At 60.5% G+C, this 15,171-nt stretch carries 14 protein-coding genes; 2 read left to right on the top strand and 12 right to left on the bottom strand.

The window, feature by feature from the left end:
• Positions 1–48 precede the first annotated feature (48 nt).
• The 8 genes from QTL95_RS01040 to QTL95_RS01005 all read right to left on the bottom strand — a co-directional run bounded on the left by QTL95_RS01040 (position 49) and on the right by QTL95_RS01005 (position 7,365).
• Positions 49–213, bottom strand: a complete 165-nt coding sequence (locus tag QTL95_RS01040; protein ID WP_112533181.1) for a DUF1328 domain-containing protein — start codon at positions 211–213, stop codon at positions 49–51.
• Between the two features lie 464 nt (positions 214–677).
• Positions 678–860 (bottom strand): hypothetical protein, encoded by a 183-nt coding sequence (locus QTL95_RS01035; protein WP_289718103.1) that lies wholly within the window; start codon positions 858–860, stop codon positions 678–680.
• A gap of 161 nt (positions 861–1,021) precedes the next feature.
• Positions 1,022–1,771 carry an ABC transporter ATP-binding protein gene (locus QTL95_RS01030; protein ID WP_289718102.1) on the bottom strand — a complete coding sequence of 250 codons (750 nt, stop codon included), beginning with the start codon at positions 1,769–1,771 and terminating at the stop codon, positions 1,022–1,024.
• Positions 1,768–2,601 carry an ABC transporter ATP-binding protein gene (locus QTL95_RS01025; protein WP_289718101.1) on the bottom strand — a complete coding sequence of 278 codons (834 nt, stop codon included), beginning with the start codon at positions 2,599–2,601 and terminating at the stop codon, positions 1,768–1,770. Before QTL95_RS01025 ends, QTL95_RS01030 begins: the two co-directional genes overlap by 4 nt.
• Positions 2,598–3,533 (bottom strand): ABC transporter permease, encoded by a 936-nt coding sequence (locus QTL95_RS01020; RefSeq protein WP_289718100.1) that lies wholly within the window; start codon positions 3,531–3,533, stop codon positions 2,598–2,600. The genes QTL95_RS01025 and QTL95_RS01020 overlap by 4 nt, the downstream gene beginning before the upstream one ends.
• Positions 3,530–4,597, bottom strand: coding sequence for an ABC transporter permease (locus QTL95_RS01015; RefSeq protein WP_289718099.1), 1,068 nt, complete (start codon positions 4,595–4,597; stop codon positions 3,530–3,532). The genes QTL95_RS01020 and QTL95_RS01015 overlap by 4 nt, the downstream gene beginning before the upstream one ends.
• A gap of 19 nt (positions 4,598–4,616) precedes the next feature.
• Positions 4,617–6,260 (bottom strand): ABC transporter substrate-binding protein, encoded by a 1,644-nt coding sequence (locus tag QTL95_RS01010; protein ID WP_289718098.1) that lies wholly within the window; start codon positions 6,258–6,260, stop codon positions 4,617–4,619.
• Positions 6,261–6,306: 46 nt separating this feature from the next.
• Positions 6,307–7,365 carry a dipeptidase gene (locus QTL95_RS01005; RefSeq protein ID WP_289718097.1) on the bottom strand — a complete coding sequence of 353 codons (1,059 nt, stop codon included), beginning with the start codon at positions 7,363–7,365 and terminating at the stop codon, positions 6,307–6,309.
• Positions 7,366–7,578: 213 nt separating this feature from the next.
• Here QTL95_RS01005 and QTL95_RS01000 point away from each other — a divergent pair, with 213 nt between their 5' ends.
• Positions 7,579–8,088, top strand: a complete 510-nt coding sequence (locus tag QTL95_RS01000; RefSeq protein ID WP_289718096.1) for a DUF1993 domain-containing protein — start codon at positions 7,579–7,581, stop codon at positions 8,086–8,088.
• Between the two features lie 5 nt (positions 8,089–8,093).
• On the opposite strand, the gene QTL95_RS00995 is transcribed toward QTL95_RS01000, so the two are convergent.
• A complete protein-coding gene (locus QTL95_RS00995; protein WP_289718095.1) occupies positions 8,094–9,614 on the bottom strand; it encodes an alkaline phosphatase family protein in 1,521 nt (506 codons plus the stop codon).
• A gap of 6 nt (positions 9,615–9,620) precedes the next feature.
• Positions 9,621–10,604 carry a UDP-glucose 4-epimerase GalE gene (gene galE / locus QTL95_RS00990; protein WP_289718094.1) on the bottom strand — a complete coding sequence of 328 codons (984 nt, stop codon included), beginning with the start codon at positions 10,602–10,604 and terminating at the stop codon, positions 9,621–9,623.
• Positions 10,605–10,943: 339 nt separating this feature from the next.
• Between galE and QTL95_RS00985 the strand changes: the two genes are divergently transcribed.
• The gene (locus QTL95_RS00985) at positions 10,944–11,726 is read left to right on the top strand and encodes a class I SAM-dependent methyltransferase (RefSeq protein WP_289718093.1); all 783 of its coding nucleotides are present in this window, start codon (positions 10,944–10,946) and stop codon (positions 11,724–11,726) included.
• 5 nt (positions 11,727–11,731) lie between these two features.
• Here QTL95_RS00985 and QTL95_RS00980 read toward each other — a convergent pair whose 3' ends face one another.
• Positions 11,732–12,436, bottom strand: coding sequence for a response regulator transcription factor (locus tag QTL95_RS00980; protein WP_289718092.1), 705 nt, complete (start codon positions 12,434–12,436; stop codon positions 11,732–11,734).
• Positions 12,433–15,141, bottom strand: a complete 2,709-nt coding sequence (locus QTL95_RS00975) for a sensor histidine kinase (protein WP_289718091.1) — start codon at positions 15,139–15,141, stop codon at positions 12,433–12,435. The genes QTL95_RS00980 and QTL95_RS00975 overlap by 4 nt, the downstream gene beginning before the upstream one ends.
• Positions 15,142–15,171 lie beyond the last annotated feature (30 nt).

Below are 15,171 nucleotides of genomic sequence, written 5' to 3'. Positions count from 1 at the left end.
GCCAACTCCCTCCCGGGAGTCGGCTTATCGCTCCTATATGGCTAGTTGTCAGGCTCGACGGAACAGACGAGCGACGAGCGAGACGACGAACAGCACCAGGAAAATGAAGAAGAGGACCTGTGCGATCGACGCCGAAGCGCCGGCGATGCCGCCAAATCCGAGCACTCCCGCAATCAGCGCTACGACAAGAAATACAAGGGCATAATAAAGCATGGCGATCTCCTTGGTCTTTACAGACCGGATAACGAGACGCCCGGCTTTTTGGTTCCATCGTGTATGAGTGCAGACCCTAGCTTACCGAAATGTGTCTTCCGTATGAAAAACGCCCCGCCCCGGAAACCCGGCGACGGGGCGTTTGGGAAACATTGGTCAATTAGGCAATGACGCCGCAAACGACAGCCGCGACAAAAACGAAGGCTGCAGCCACAAGAGCCGTATTGATTGCAAAGTGGAACTTGCCACGAGCAGTCAGCTGCCTTTTCACTCGAGCGGAACCGTACTGGTCCGCGTGAGTATGCGAGATACCCAAGTCTGCCATCTGTTGCCTCCGCCTGTTCAATGCCCTTCAATGGGCTTATTTTCCGATATTCTCTATCAGGTAGGTAGAGATAAAATTCTTTCCAGTGTCGATGGAATAGAAAATCCGTCCCGACACTTTGGCGCGCTGAAAGAAGCGCCTAGAAGAGCGTGCGCCAGGCCCACAACACCGAGCGTTCTATGGCGCTGTCGTTATCGTGAGACGGCGGCGTATCGAGATGACGCCGGTCCTTTTCGGACGGGATCGATGCGGAAGCAGCTTTCGCTTCCGCCTTGCGCGGGGGATGCAGATAACCCATGGTCATGCCGCCGAGAAAGAACATCGCTCATCTCCATGATCACGAAACCTAACGGTCGTTAACGGGATCATGACAGAAGTAAGGCAGCTGTCAATAGTCTAGTCGATTGGTCGTGTTTTAAGAATGCGTCAACCAAGCGCGGTTGACGCCTCTCAATATTTTCAAGGAGTTGAAAAGGCTGGACTTCAGGCTCTGACAAAGCCCTTGCTCGCGACCATCAAATTTTTCGTGTAGTCCTCGTGAACAGCGGCGCGTGCCAACTCAGCCGCGGTCAGCATTTCCACGACCGCGCCATTACGCATGACGGCCAGCCGTTCGCACATGTGGGTGATAACGCCGAGGTCATGGCTGACCATCGCGAAGGTCAGCTTCCGATCCCGCCGGACCTGTTCCAGAAGGTTCAAAACTTCTGCCTGCACCGATGCGTCAAGCGCGGAAGTCGGCTCGTCGAGAAGCAGGATGGAGGGCTCCACGATCAATGCGCGCGCAATGGCGACGCGCTGCCGCTGGCCGCCCGACAGCTGGTGTGGGTAGCGGAAGCGAAAGCCGTTGCCGAGACCGACCTCATCAAGTGCGCGCGCGATCCTTGCATCGCTGTCTCCAATGCCGTGTATGGCAAGCGGCTCCAGGAGAAGGCGATCTATCGTCTGGCGCGGATGCAGGGATCCGTATGGATCCTGGAAGACCATCTGAACCTGGCGATAGAAATCCTTGCTTCGCTTCGAACCGCTCAGCGGCTCACCATGGATGTTGATGGTGCCGCTCTTGACGGGCGCGAGGCCGGCGACGGCGCGCAGGAGCGTCGACTTTCCCGATCCGGATTCGCCCACGAGCCCGAAAGATTCCCCGGTTGCGATCTCGATGGTCACATCCTTCAGCGCGTAGAAGTGGTCGTAGACAACGCTGAGGCTTTCGACGGAAAATGCTGCGGTCATTCGGCCCACTCCGGTTTGCGGTCCAGGACAGGAAGCGGATGCCTGCTTTCGCCGATCAGCGGCATGCAGTTCAAAAGTCCTTGCGTATAAGGATGCTGCGCATTCTTCAGTTCGGACGCCTTCAGTTCTTCCACGACCTTTCCCGCATACATGACGATGACGCGGTCGCAGAAGGAAGAGACCAGACGCAGGTCATGGGAGACGAAGATCAGGCCCATGCCACGTTCGGCGACGAGGCGATCCAGGATGCGCAAGACGTCGAGCTGGACGGTGACGTCGAGCGCTGATGTCGGTTCATCGGCGATCAGGAGTTCGGGATCGGCAATCAACATCATGGCGATCATGGCGCGCTGGCCCATGCCGCCGGATATCTCATGCGGGTAGAGATCGAAGACGCGCTTCGGTTCGCGTATCTGCACGGCCTCAAGCATGGCAAGCGCGCGATCCCTCGCCTCGCGCTTGCCGATCTTCTCGTGCGCTCGAAGCGTCTCGCAAATCTGCTTACCGATGGTCACGACCGGATCGAGCGAATATTTCGGGTCCTGCAGCACCATGGCGATACGCTTGCCGCGCATCAGGCGGCGCTGCTTGGCGGAAAGTGAGAGCAGGTCGGTGCCATTGAAGTCGAGCTTATCCGCCGTCACGATGCCGTGCGGCGGTGTCAGGCCCATGATGGCGCGACCAGTCTGCGATTTTCCTGAGCCGGATTCGCCAACGATGCCGAGACGCTCCTTGCCGAGCGTGAACGACACGCCACGGACGGCCTCGATGACACCCGTACGGGTGGGATAGCTGACTTTCAGGTTTTCTACGGTGAGGAGCGCACTCATTGGCCGCTCTCCTTCGGGTCGAGCGCGTCGCGCAGACCATCGCCGAGCAGGTTGAAGCCGAGGCTGACGATCAGGATGGCGATGCCGGGCATGGCGGCAACCCACCATTGGTCGAGGATGAAGCGACGACCGGACGCGATCATCGCGCCCCATTCCGGCAGCGGCGGTTGCGCGCCGAGACCGAGGAAGCCGAGACCGGCCGCGGTCAGAATAATGCCCGCCATATCGAGCGTCACGCGCACGATCAGCGAGGAAATGCAGAGCGGCATGACATGGCGCACGACGATGCGTAGCGGCGACGCACCCATCAGCTTCACAGCCGAGATGTAGTCGGAGCGCCGTACTGTCAGCGTTTCCGCACGCGCAATACGGGCATAGGGCGGCCAGGAGGTGATGGCGATGGCGATGATGGCGTTCTGGATGCCGGGCCCAAGTGCTGCGACGAAGGCGAGCGCCAGTACCAGCTTCGGGAAGGCGAGGAAGATGTCGGTGATACGCATGAGCACCGCATCGACCCAGCCGCCGGCATAGCCGGAAATGGTGCCGACCAGCAGGCCGATGGGCGCCGAGATGATGGCGACGAGGACGACCACCATCAGTGTCAGGCGGGAGCCGTAGATCAGGCGCGAATAGATATCACGACCCTGGTCGTCGGTGCCGAGCAGATAACCGTCCGCGCCCGGCGGTAGCAGCCGGGCATTGCGGAGATCGCCGACAACGGGCGAGTGCGTCGCCAGCACATCGGCGAAGGCGGCCATGAGCAGCAGCGCGATGATGATCAGCAGGCCGACCACGGCAAGCCGATTGGCGGTGAATTGCCGCCATGTCACGTAGGCGCGCCCAAGGCGGGCCTGGGTGCGCGACTGTGGCCGGTCGGAAAGAAGCCATTCGCGGCGGCTCATGGGTCTTATTTGGTTCGCTTGCATCGTCATCGGCTTCGTGTCCTGGGATCGAGGGTCCGATAGAGAAGATCAGACAAGAGGTTGATGCCGATGAAGACGGTGCCGATGACGATCGTGCCGCCGAGAACGGCGTTCATATCGGCATTCTGCAGCGAATTGGTGATGTAGAGGCCGATGCCGGGCCAGGAGAACACAGTCTCGGTCAGCACCGAGCCTTCGAGCAGGCCGGCATAGGATAGCGCGATGACGGTGACGAGAGGCACCGCGGCATTACGCAAGGCGTGGCCCCAGATCACCCGGGTCTCCGAAAGACCCTTGGCGCGCGCCGCCACGACATATTCCTGGCTGAGTTCGTTCAGCATGAAGCTACGAGTCATACGGCTGATATAGGCGAGCGAGAAATAACCGAGCAGCGAGGCTGGCAGGATGATATGGCGGAAGACGTCGTAGAAGACATCCCACTGGCCCTGCATGGCGCTGTCGAGCAGGTAGAAGCCGGTGACCGGCGTAAACGTGTATTCGAAGACGATGTCGATGCGGCCTGGAAAGGCCACCCAGCGCAGCTTGGCGTAAAAGATGACGAGCGAAATCAGCGACAGCCAGAAGATCGGCACGGAATAGCCGATCAGGCCAATGACACGAACAATCTGGTCGGCGAAGGAGCCGCGCTTGACGGCGGCAAGGACGCCGAGCGGCACGCCGATCACCGAGCCGATGATCGTGCCGAGCGTGGCGAGTTCGATCGTCGCCGGGAAGACGCGCTTGATATCGACCATGACGGGATTGGTGGTCAACACCGAGGTGCCGAAATCGCCGGCCAGGATCCCTTTGAGGTAGATGTAGAACTGCTGGTAGAGCGGCAGATCGAAGCCCATTTCGCGACGGACGCGCTCGACCACGTGCGCGGGCGCGCGATCGCCCAGAATGGCGAGCACGGGATCGATCGGAACGACGCGGCCGATGAAGAAGGTCACGGCCAGAAGGCCGAGATAGGTTGTGACGGCGGCTACCAGAAAGCGGCCGACAGCCTTTGCAACAGGAAGAGCACGGCCGGGTTTCGGCCGTGCTTCCGTCTTTGTTTCGACGATGCTCAATCTATCAGTCCTGTCGGAATCATTCCTTGCCGATCATACCGACATAGTTGGTGTCGAAGCTCGGGCCGAGCTTGAAGTTGCTGATACCTTTGCGGTAGCCGGCGACTTCGGTCTGCTGAAAGATGAAGACGAACGGGCTGTTGGCCAGGTACTTTTTCTGGATGTCCTGGTACATGGCCGCACGCTTGTCGTTGTCGCGCTCGAGAAGAGCGGCCTTGGCTTCCTTGTCCAGTTCCGGCGCTTCGAAAGTGTTGCGCCAGGCGAGCGTCTTCACCGTGCCGGCATCCGAGTTGTCGGGGTTGCTGGTGAAGGTGTCGGCGTTGGAGTTCGGGTCGAAGTAGTCCGAGCCCCACTGGCCGATGTAGATGTCGTGCGTGCGGGCGCGGAACTTGGTCAGCGTCTGCTTGCCGTCACCCGGGATGATGTCCATCTTGATGCCAGCCTGGGCGACCGACTGCTGGATAGACTCGGCGATGCCCGTTACCGGCTGAGTGTTGCGCACGTCGATCGTGACCGAGAAACCGTCCTTCAGGCCGGCCTTGGCAAGCAGTTCCTTGGCCTTTGCGACGTCGAGCTTGTAGGGGTTCTCGTCGAGTGCGCCGAGCTGGCCCTTCGGCAGGAAGGTCTGGTGGATTTCGCCGATACCCTTGATCAGGGTGGCGCCAATCGCGTCGTAGTCGACCAGGTACTTGAAGGCTTCCTGGACTTCCGGCTTCTTCAGGTTCTCGTTCTTGGAGTTGAGGCTGATGAAGTACACGGTGCCCTTTGGCGCACTTTCGCTGGCGAGGTCGGCGTTCTTGGCAACGGCGTCGAGGTCGCCCGGCTCCAGGTTGCGGGCGATGTCGATGTCACCGGCTTCCAGCGCCAGGCGCTGAGCCGAGCTTTCCTTCATGAAGCGATAAATGACGCGGGCGAGCTTGGCCTTTTCGCCGTAGTAGTTGTCGTTGCGCTCGAGCACGACCACTTCGTTGGCGCGCCATTCGCGCAGCTTGAAGGCGCCGGAGCCGGCGTAGCCGGTTTTCAGCCACTCATTGCCGAAATCGTTGTCGTACTTGTAGTCGGCCGACGGGGTGACCGGCTTGACGTGGTCGAGAACCAGCTTCTTGTCGACGACGGAAGCAACCGTTGCCGTGAGGCAGTTCAGGACGAAGCTTGGCGCGTAGGGCTTGTCGACGGTAAAGGTGAAGGTGTTCTCGTCTGTCGCCTTGGCCTTCTCGGTTACGTTGTCGCCCGTGATGCCGAACTGGGTGATGATGAAGGCGGGGCTCTTGTCGAGCTTGACGGCACGCTCGAAGGACCATGCGACGTCTTCGGCAGTGATCGGGTTGCCGGAGGCGAACTTCATGCCGGGTTTCAGCTTGAAGGTATAGGTCAGGCCGTCATCCGAAACGGTCCAGCTTTCCGCGAGGTCGCCCTTGACCTTGGACGTGTCGGCCATGTCGAGGCGCACGAGCAGGCTGTAGGTGTTGCTGGTCATTTCCGCGGTCGAGAGCTCGAATGCTTCGCCCGGATCCATGGTGATGATGTCGTCGATCGCAAAGCCTTCGACGAGCGTGTCCTTCGGCGTTTCCGCGAAGGCGGCCGGAGCGGCAATCATTAGGAGGGAGAGGGCCGCGCCTGCGGAGAGGGCACGGAAGCTGCGGTTGAATTTGCTGATTATCATGATTTGTTCCCCTGTTCATGAACTAAACTGCAGTCTCGAAAGCTGGTTAGACGCGCTCTTCCCTCCACGCCGAAGCCAGAATTCTCAGCCAGTTCTCGCTGGCCAATTTCGTCAGATCGTCTGCACCATATCCAGCGTGCTGTAGGGCGGCAATCAGCTTTTGGTTGCCGGCAGCATCGCCAATCTCGTCAGGTATGGTTGCACCGTCGAAGTCTGATCCCAGCGCCACGCAATCGATGCCGACACGGCCGACCAGATAGTCGATGTGGCGGACCATGTCGCTGAGCGGCGTATCGCCGTCGGATCGGCCGTCATCACGCAGCATGGCGGTGGCGTAATTGACGCCCACGAGGCCACGGCTGTCCTTGATCGCGTCAAGCTGCTTGTCGGTGAGATTGCGCGCAACCGGTGTCAGCGCGTGTGCGTTGGAGTGGCTGGCGACCAGCGGCTGGTCGGTGATCTTGGCCACTTCCCAAAAGCCCTTTTCGGTGATGTGGGCGAGATCGATCATGATGCCGAGGCGATTGCACTCGCGCACCAGTTCGAAACCGGCGCCGGTGAGGCCGGGTGCGGTGTCCGGCGACATCGGGAACGCGAATGGCACGCCGTGGCCGAAGATGTTGTGTCGGCTCCAGACCGGGCCGAGAGAGCGCAGGCCGGCGGCATAGAACACTTCGAGCGCAGCCAGATCGGCGCCTATCGCCTCGCAGCCTTCGATATGCATGACGGCCGCAAATACGCCGTCGGCCATCGCCTTGCGAATGTCCTTTACGGTATGGCATAGCCGCCAGGCGCCGGCACGGTGCAGACGCAGCGCGATCGACGCCATCTCGGTCGTGATCCTGAGCGACGGCAGCGGATCGAGCGGTGCCGCAAGCGGCGTCACATAGTGACCGTCGCTGTCGGGCTCGGCGAAAACCAGATCGCCCGAGGGAACATAGATCGCGCAGAGCCCGCCTGCGAGCCCGCCGGCCTTGGCGCGCGGCGCATCAATATGACCGCTCGCTATTCCGTTGGCGAACTCGGCGACCGGATCGCCGCCCTCCCGTTCATGTGTCCATAGCCGGAGAAGAACGTCGTTGTGGCCGTCGAATACTGGTAGCATCTGTGTTCCTGTGCGCCCGTTGGGCATTATGAAGCGCGCAGAATAGAAAAGCTGGCGGATTACGCCACCCCTTCTGTGCAAATTATTTTCGGCGTTTTCCGAAAACGCGAGGTATCCCGCAGGCCGCCGCCATCTACCGATGAAAACGCCGCTTTTGCTTCCTATGTAGGCTCGGACGATCACAGTCGTCCGAGGCGTTCCAAGGAGGGACAGATGCCGATTTCAATGTACCGTCTAACCGTTCCGGTATTCCAGCGAGGGCTGGCCACGCTGGAAACCTACCTCGGCAAGGTCGAGGCTTTCGTCGGAGAGAAAGGGGTCGCGTCGAAGGACTTGATCGCCCAGCGGCTGTCGCCCGATATGCTGCCGTTCACCGGCCAGTATCAGCGCGCGACGGATAGCGCCAAGCTTGCGATCGCCCGGCTGACGGGCATCGATGCGCCGAAATTCGAAGACAACGAATCAACGATCGAAGAACTCTACGAGCGGGTGGCAAAGACCCGCCGTTATCTCGATGGAATTTCGCCTGATGCGATCGAGGGAGCGGAAGAGCGCGAGGTCGTGATCTCGCCCGGCGGCAATAAGGTGACGTTCCGCGGGGAGGACTATCTCCTGCAGTTCGCGCTACCGAATTTCTATTTCCATATTGCCACCGCTCACGCCATTCTGCGCAATCAGGGCGTTCCTGTCGGTAAGCTCGATTATCTCGGCCGCTTGTCCTAATCGGATCAGGGCCGGCGCGTGACCGGCCCTTTTTCCGTCAGTTCGGTATAGGCAAGCGTCTGGTCAAGATGGCGCGCCCGTTGTGATAGCAATTTCTCGGCATAGGCGAGACGCACGGACACGTAGGCTGGGTCCTCCGCGACATTCTCAAGCTCGTGCGGGTCTTTCGATAGATCGAAGAGCAGCGGCGGCAGCGCCGTAAAGTGGACGAACTTGAAGTGCCTGTCACGGATAACGGCAAGATTGCATTCGTTCGATTCGATCCCGAAATGACGCTCCGCATCGCCATGCGCGATGTCGCGAAAGTCGAATTCCCAGAATGCCGCCGTACGCCAGTCCTTCGGATCGTGGCCGGCTAGGAACGGCAGCAGCGAGCGCCCATCCAGACCATTTCTTGGCTCGACGCCGAGCCGCTCGCACAGGGTCGGAAATATATCCGCAGCACTCGTAAAGCGCTCGATGGTCGTGCCTGTCGCGGCCGCTTTCGGGTCGCGAATGACGAGGGGGACATGGTAGCTGCCGTCAAAGAAGCCGCCTTTGCCCAACATCCAGTGGTCGCCGGCCATTTCGGCGTGGTCGGAGGTGAAGACGATGATCGTGCTTTCCCAATCGCCCGATGCCCGCAATGCATCCCATATGCGACCAAGCTGCGCATCGACTTCGGCGATCATGCCGTAATAGATTGCCCGGATCGCGGCGAAATCCGTTTCGCTCCAATCGCTCACCCTTCCTTCGGCGCCTTGGATGAAGCTGCTCTTCTCGGCTCGCGGCATGGCGAAGGCGAGATACGGATGCGACGCTTCTTCCTGTTGACGGCTAGGCTGGCGGGCTCTCGTTGCTCCGTCATTGGCACCGAACATCGTGTTGTAGGGTTCGGGGACGGAAAAGGGCGGGTGCGGCCGCAGGAAGGAGACGTGCGCGAACCACGGCGCATCCTGTTCGCCCAGCCAACGGATGAATTCGCCGGTGAGGAAGGCGGTTTGCGTCTCGTCCTTCGAATAGGACGTCGGAGCGTTCGATATCTGGCCGCGCCGTGCTCCCTTGGGGATATGGATATCGCGGCTGGTCGCATTTTCATGACCCCGCGTCTTCAGCCAGGAAAGCCAGGGCTTCTCGTGCTCCGGCAGCAGCTGTCGGGTGCTGAAGCCGGGGAGGACACCTTCATAGGTCGTCAGGTGTGGATCGTTGGGATCCATGCCGCGCGGATCCGGCGCGGTGTCGGTGTAGCCGAAGAGGGTGGGATCGTAGCCTGCGCGCCTCGCGGCAAGCGCCAGATTGTCGAAGCGCGCGTCCAGCGGGGAGCCGTTGCGGCAGACGCGATGGTTCATCTGGTAGAGGCCGGTGTAAAGGCTGGCGCGGGCCGGCGAGCAGGGCGCCGCGCCGGCGTAATGCCGTGAAAACAGGACGCCTTGCGCGGCCAGCGCATCGACATTGGGCGTCCTGACATAGGGATGGCCAGCGGCCGAAAGGCAATCACCGCGCCACTGGTCCGCGGTGATCAGGAGTACGTTCGGTTTGATGGCCATGATCGCTCAGTGGTGGTTGGATTTCGTGTGCCAGTTCCACGCCGAGCTGATGATCTGCGAGAGATCGTATCTCGGCACCCAACCAAGTGTTTCGCGAGCCTTGTCATTGTTGGCGACCAGCGTGTGCGAATCACCTTCGCGGCGTCCGACATATTCGACGGGGAAGGGGCGTGCGGATACCTCCTCGATGGAGGTCAGCAGTTCCTTGACTGTGGTGCCGGTGCCGGTGCCAAGATTGAGGGCAACGGATTCACCACCCCTCAGCAGATATTCCACCGCGCGTACATGCGCGTCGGCGAGATCGAGCACGTGGATGTAATCGCGTACGCAGGTACCATCGCGGGTTTCATAGTCGCTGCCGAACACCTTGAAGCCGTCGCGGCGGCCAAGCGCGGCGTCGATCGCGAGCGGAATGGCGTGGGTTTCCGGCTGATGCCACTCGCCGATCCTGCCTTCGAAATCGGCGCCGGCCGCATTAAAGTAGCGCAGCATGACCGAGCGGAAGCTGGTGTACTGGTCGTAATCCGAAAGCGCCTGCTCGACGATGTACTTCGTGCGCCCATAGGGGTTGATCGGCACCTGGCGGTGCGTCTCGTCCAGCGGCACGCTTTGCGGCAGGCCGTAGGTCGCGCAGGTGGAAGAGAAGACGAAGGCCTTGATGCCGGCATCCTGGGCGGCCGCCAGAAGGGTCAGTGTGCCGATGACGTTGTTTTCGTAGAAAGCGACCGGATCCTTGACGGATTCACCGACTTCGATGAGGGCCGCGAAATGCAGGATGGCGGCGGGCTTGTGCTTTGCCAGAACTTCGTCAAGCCGGGCGCGATCACGGATATCACCCTCTTCGGCGGGACCCCATTTTACGAATTCCCGATGCCCGTTGGAGAAGTTGTCGAAGACAACCGGCTTATAGCCTTTGTTCGCCAGATCGAGGCACGTATGCGAGCCGATATAACCAGCACCACCGACGACCAGAACCGTTTCACCTGCCATGCACCACCTTTATTGCGTTACAAGATTCTCGCGAAACTAGAGCAGCTAAATGGCGAGAGAAAGAAGGAAACGCACGTTGTGCGACCCTTCATTCATTTTGTTGTAACGGCATTAGCGATTTCAAGAGTGCCATGCTGCGTTGCAGCATTCTGTTGTATCGTGTCGATACTGAATGGTTGTGCATAAAGTGTATTTCGCGTTTATATGGAGGAGATTGAGTATAAATTCGAACATTTCGTAATAAATGTTTGATATTGGTGAGTTGAAATTATCAAAACGTGATTATAACCTTTTCACAGAGGTGGAGATAAATTACCGAATTTCGAAAGAGAAGAAATAATGGATTTTCCTATCAGGAAGTTCATATTTCATGATCTTCAGTCAATTGACGGATATATCGATCCGCCGGATGCGCTCGTGTTCCTTTCGCTGCTGCGCACGCAGCAATCCGCTGGACTGGAAGGCGGTGTGGCGGAGATCGGAGTTTACTACGGCCGCTCCTACTTTCTGTTTCGCAAGATCTGCGGCGACCAGGAAAAGATCATCGCCATCGACTTGTTCGATGTCGATCAGAATGGCCGAGGGACAACTCAGTACGATCGCTTTCTAGACAATGGCCGGTCGCTCGATCTGCTCGTCGACGAGGAGCTGGTGATAAAGGGCGACAGCACGCTGCTCGCGGCCGAGGATATTACCGACAGGGCAGGGGTGATTCGCTTCTTCAGCATCGACGGTGGCCACATGCTGAACCACGTCGCGTCGGATAGCCGCCTTGCGGCCATGTCGCTTGCGGAGCACGGTATCATCGCCTTCGACGATACATTCAATCCTGCATGGCCCGAGGTGACGGTTGGTGTGGCGGATTTCCTGCGTGAGCAGGATGGCCAATTCGCTGTGTTCTGTCTCACCAAGTACAAGACCTACGTCTGCCGGCAAAGCTTCCATATGTTCTATTCGCGCGTGATAGAACAGTCGGAGGACCTGAAGGCCTTTGACCATGCCGAGACCGATTTTCTCGGGTCGAAAGCCGTGCGGCTGAACAATCCCGTGGGACGCCGGATCGTTCACGAGCTGCTGGCGCGTTCGGGTTTGGGATCGCTGTCCGAGCGCGTCTACCGGTAGGTCTATTATGTCTGCGGCGCGTCAGCCTCCCTCAGCCTGTATCCCACGCCGGTTTCGGTGGTGATATATTGCGGCTGATCCGGGCTCTGCTCGATCTTCTGCCGTAACTGGCGGACATAGACCCTGAGATATTGCACGTCCGCCGCCGGTCCCCAGATCTGCTTCAGCATGAATTGGTGCGTCAGAACCTTGCCGGCATGCTGGGCGAGTACGCGCAAGATGTCATACTCCTTCGGCGAGAGCTTTACCTCCCGGCCATCCACCTTGACGATGCGCTTGACGAGATCGATCGACAGTCCGCCCGCCTGAAAGATCGCCCGCTCGCCCTGCTGCTGCAGGCGGTGACGCAGGGCAACGCGGATGCGGGCGCCGAGCTCGTTCATTCCGAAAGGCTTGGTGACATAGTCGTCCGCGCCCGCCTCGAGCGCCTTGACGATGCCGCCTTCGTCGGTTCGGCTGGAGAGGATGACCACCGGTACCGTGAATCCGGCATCGCGCCATGCCTGTAGCAGCTCGTGGCCAGATGTGTCGGGCAGGCCGAGATCGAGCAGGATCAGGTCGGGCGGGTTGTCTCTTGCTGACTGTTCGGCAGTTGCGCCGTTTGTCGCCTCCAGCACGTCGTAGCCTTGGGCGGTCAGGCCGACGCGCAGCAATTTTCTGATCGGCGGTTCGTCGTCGACGACAAGGATTTTTACGGTCGAGCCGGTCATGTGAGTTCATCCATTTTCGGAATGTCGTTCGGCCGGGGTAGGCTGATGGTGAAGATCGCCCCTGCTCGGTCGGTACGGTTGCCGGCGGCAATGGTGCCGCCCATCGCTTCGATAAAGCCGCGGCAGATGGAAAGGCCGAGCCCGGTCCCGGCGCGCACCTGATCGCCCTTGCGGGCACGGTAGAAGGTGTCGAAGACTCGCTCCAGATCGTTGGGCGGGATGCCTGGCCCTTCGTCCGATACCTGCATGACGACCGTCTCGTGGTTTGCAGAGCCGCTTATGCTGATGGTCGAGCCCGAAGGCGCGTACTTGGCGGCATTGTCGATGAGGTTGAACAGCACCTGCTCGAACAGCACGGGATCGACGCGGATCATCGGAAGATCGGCGGGGATGGCCATGGCCGTCTTGTGGTCGGCGACGATCTTCGCGGCGCGGCGCAAGGCGCTTCCGGCAATATCGCCCGGATAGTGCAGGGCGTAGTTCGGCTCCATGGCGCCGGATTCTATCTTCGTCATGTCGAGCAGATTGGCGATGAAGCGGTTCAGCCGCTCCGATTCATCGACAACGGTCGACAGGAGATCGATGCGGTCTTCCGGGGACATCGAATCCAGCGTGTCGCGCAACATGCCGGCGGCGCCGAGAATGGCGGCGAGCGGTGTCTTCAGGTCGTGCGAGATCGAGGTGAGGAGCGCCGATCGCAGCCGGTCCGCTTCCGCGGCGAGCCTTGCGCGATCGACGTCGGCCACGAGCTGCACCCGTTCGATCGCCAGCGCGGCCTGATCGGCCAGGGCATCCAGCAGGCGTTGCTGCTCGGGCGTCAGAAGCGGTCCTTCGCCGCGATCGTTGTCGAGGCCAATGACGCCAACAGCGGTTCGGCCGGTGCGCAACGGGACATAGAGTCGCTTTGCCCCCGGCAGGGTATCGGCGCCGCGGCCGGCGGCGTGGTTGTGTTCCCAGGCCCAACGCGCGGCGGCGATATCGGCGTCGTCGAGCGTGTCGTCCGGCGGATAGCCGGCCTTGACGGAGATCGTGCCGTCTTCCGGCAATAGCAGGACGACGCGGACTTTCAGCATCGAGGCAAGCTGGAAGGCAGTCGCCCACAGCACGTCGTCAAGCGTGCCGGTGCCGGCCAGTTTCCTGGAGAAGAGGTAGAGATCCTCGGTCGTGCGGGCGCGCTGGCGAGCGAAGGCCGCCTGCCGCTGAACGGTTGCCGTCAAATTACTGGCGATCACCGCCACGCCAAGGAAGAAGAACAGCGCAAGCACGCTCTCGGGGTCGTTGATGGTCAGCGTGTAACGCGGCGGCAGGAAGAAGAAATTGAAGGAGAATGCGCTGAGGACGCAGGTGAAGAGAGCAGGGCGCAGACCATGGATCACGGCCGATGTCAGCACCGCCATCAGAAAGACGAGCGCGAGGTTACGCACATCGAGCACCTGATCGAGCACCACGCCGGCGCAGAGCGCGATCGCAACATAGACGGTCGCGAGAGCATAGGCTCGAAGGTTGAGGGGAGCAAAATCCGGCGCTGCCTTTACGCCACGCGGCGAGGCTCCATCCGTTTCGTTACCCGAGATGACGTGAACGCTGATATTGCCTGCGCTTCTGATCAGCTCATCGGCCGTGGAGCGCTGAAACCACTCCCGCCAGGTCGGCCGGCGGGGGGCACCGATCACGATGTGGGTGACATTGCTTGCAGCCGCATGACGAACAAGCTCCTCGGCAATCTCGCGGCCGGGAATGGTCAGTGCTTCGCCGCCCAGCTGTTCGGCGAGCCGCAACGTGCCGGCGACGGCATCGCGCTCAGCCTCCGACATGTTGATCGCGCGGTTGGTTTCGACATAGACGGCGGTCCAGGGCGCGCGCAGGCGCGCGGCCATCCTAGAGGCATAGCGCACCAGCGATGCCGAGCGGGGGTGATGGTCGACCGAGACGAGGACCCGCTCGCCAGCGGCCCAGGGTCCCGAGATTGCGTGCGCCTGCATGTGCGTCAGCAACTGGTCGTCGACGCGCTGCGCCGTCTTGCGGAGCGCCAGTTCGCGAAGGGCCGTCAGATTGCCTGAAGTGAAATAATTGGTCAGTGCGCGCTCGGCGGTTTTTGGCACGTAGACCTTGCCGTCGCGAAGCCGGCGGATGAGATCATCGGGGGTCAGGTCGATGATTTCGACATCGTCGGCCATGTCGATGATGGAATCCGGCACAGTCTCACGCACTCTGATGCGGGTGATCTGGGAGACGACATCGTTCAAGCTCTCGACATGCTGTATATTCAGGGTCGTATAAACGTCGATGCCGCGCGCCAGCAGTTCCTTGACGTCGAGATAGCGCTTGGGATGACGGCTGCCATCGGCATTTGTATGGGCGAGTTCATCGACGAGGACGAGGTCGGGCCTGCGGACCAGGATCGCGTCCAGATCCATCTCCTCCAGTCGCCGACCCTTGTAGTCCACGACAAGGCGCGGAACGATCTCGAAGCCATCGACGAGCGCCTGCGTTTCCCGGCGGCCATGGGTTTCGACGACGCCGATGACCACGTCGCAGCCGTCCGAGATCTTGGCGCGTCCGGATACCAGCATCTCGTAGGTCTTGCCGACGCCGGGGGCGGCGCCGAGAAATATCTTCAGACGACCGCGCGTTTCCTGACGTGCCCTCTCAAGCAGCGCGTCGGGCGATGGTCTGGCGACCTGATCACGGTTGTCGTCGGGCATGCGTGCGGACTTTCTTCACGAGCAAATCCC

Source organism: Rhizobium sp. S152 (assembly GCF_030380735.1).
In the GTDB taxonomy this organism is placed as follows: domain Bacteria; phylum Pseudomonadota; class Alphaproteobacteria; order Rhizobiales; family Rhizobiaceae; genus Rhizobium.
This window is presented reverse-complemented; position numbering and strand designations above follow the sequence as displayed.

Excerpts from the sequence above, each read along its gene's own strand:
- QTL95_RS01040 (WP_112533181.1), bottom strand. The coding sequence starts at position 213 with ATGCTTTATTATGCCCTTGTATTTCTTGTCGTAGCGCTGATTGCGGGA.
- QTL95_RS01035 (WP_289718103.1), bottom strand. The coding sequence starts at position 860 with ATGTTCTTTCTCGGCGGCATGACCATGGGTTATCTGCATCCCCCGCGC.
- QTL95_RS01030 (WP_289718102.1), bottom strand. The coding sequence starts at position 1,771 with ATGACCGCAGCATTTTCCGTCGAAAGCCTCAGCGTTGTCTACGACCAC.
- QTL95_RS01025 (WP_289718101.1), bottom strand. The coding sequence starts at position 2,601 with ATGAGTGCGCTCCTCACCGTAGAAAACCTGAAAGTCAGCTATCCCACC.
- QTL95_RS01020 (WP_289718100.1), bottom strand. The coding sequence starts at position 3,533 with ATGACGATGCAAGCGAACCAAATAAGACCCATGAGCCGCCGCGAATGG.
- QTL95_RS01010 (WP_289718098.1), bottom strand. The coding sequence starts at position 6,260 with ATGATAATCAGCAAATTCAACCGCAGCTTCCGTGCCCTCTCCGCAGGC.
- QTL95_RS01005 (WP_289718097.1), bottom strand. The coding sequence starts at position 7,365 with ATGCTACCAGTATTCGACGGCCACAACGACGTTCTTCTCCGGCTATGG.
- QTL95_RS01000 (WP_289718096.1), top strand. The coding sequence starts at position 7,579 with ATGCCGATTTCAATGTACCGTCTAACCGTTCCGGTATTCCAGCGAGGG.
- QTL95_RS00995 (WP_289718095.1), bottom strand. The coding sequence starts at position 9,614 with ATGGCCATCAAACCGAACGTACTCCTGATCACCGCGGACCAGTGGCGC.
- galE (WP_289718094.1), bottom strand. The coding sequence starts at position 10,604 with ATGGCAGGTGAAACGGTTCTGGTCGTCGGTGGTGCTGGTTATATCGGC.
- QTL95_RS00985 (WP_289718093.1), top strand. The coding sequence starts at position 10,944 with ATGGATTTTCCTATCAGGAAGTTCATATTTCATGATCTTCAGTCAATT.
- QTL95_RS00980 (WP_289718092.1), bottom strand. The coding sequence starts at position 12,436 with ATGACCGGCTCGACCGTAAAAATCCTTGTCGTCGACGACGAACCGCCG.
- QTL95_RS00975 (WP_289718091.1), bottom strand. The coding sequence starts at position 15,141 with ATGCCCGACGACAACCGTGATCAGGTCGCCAGACCATCGCCCGACGCG.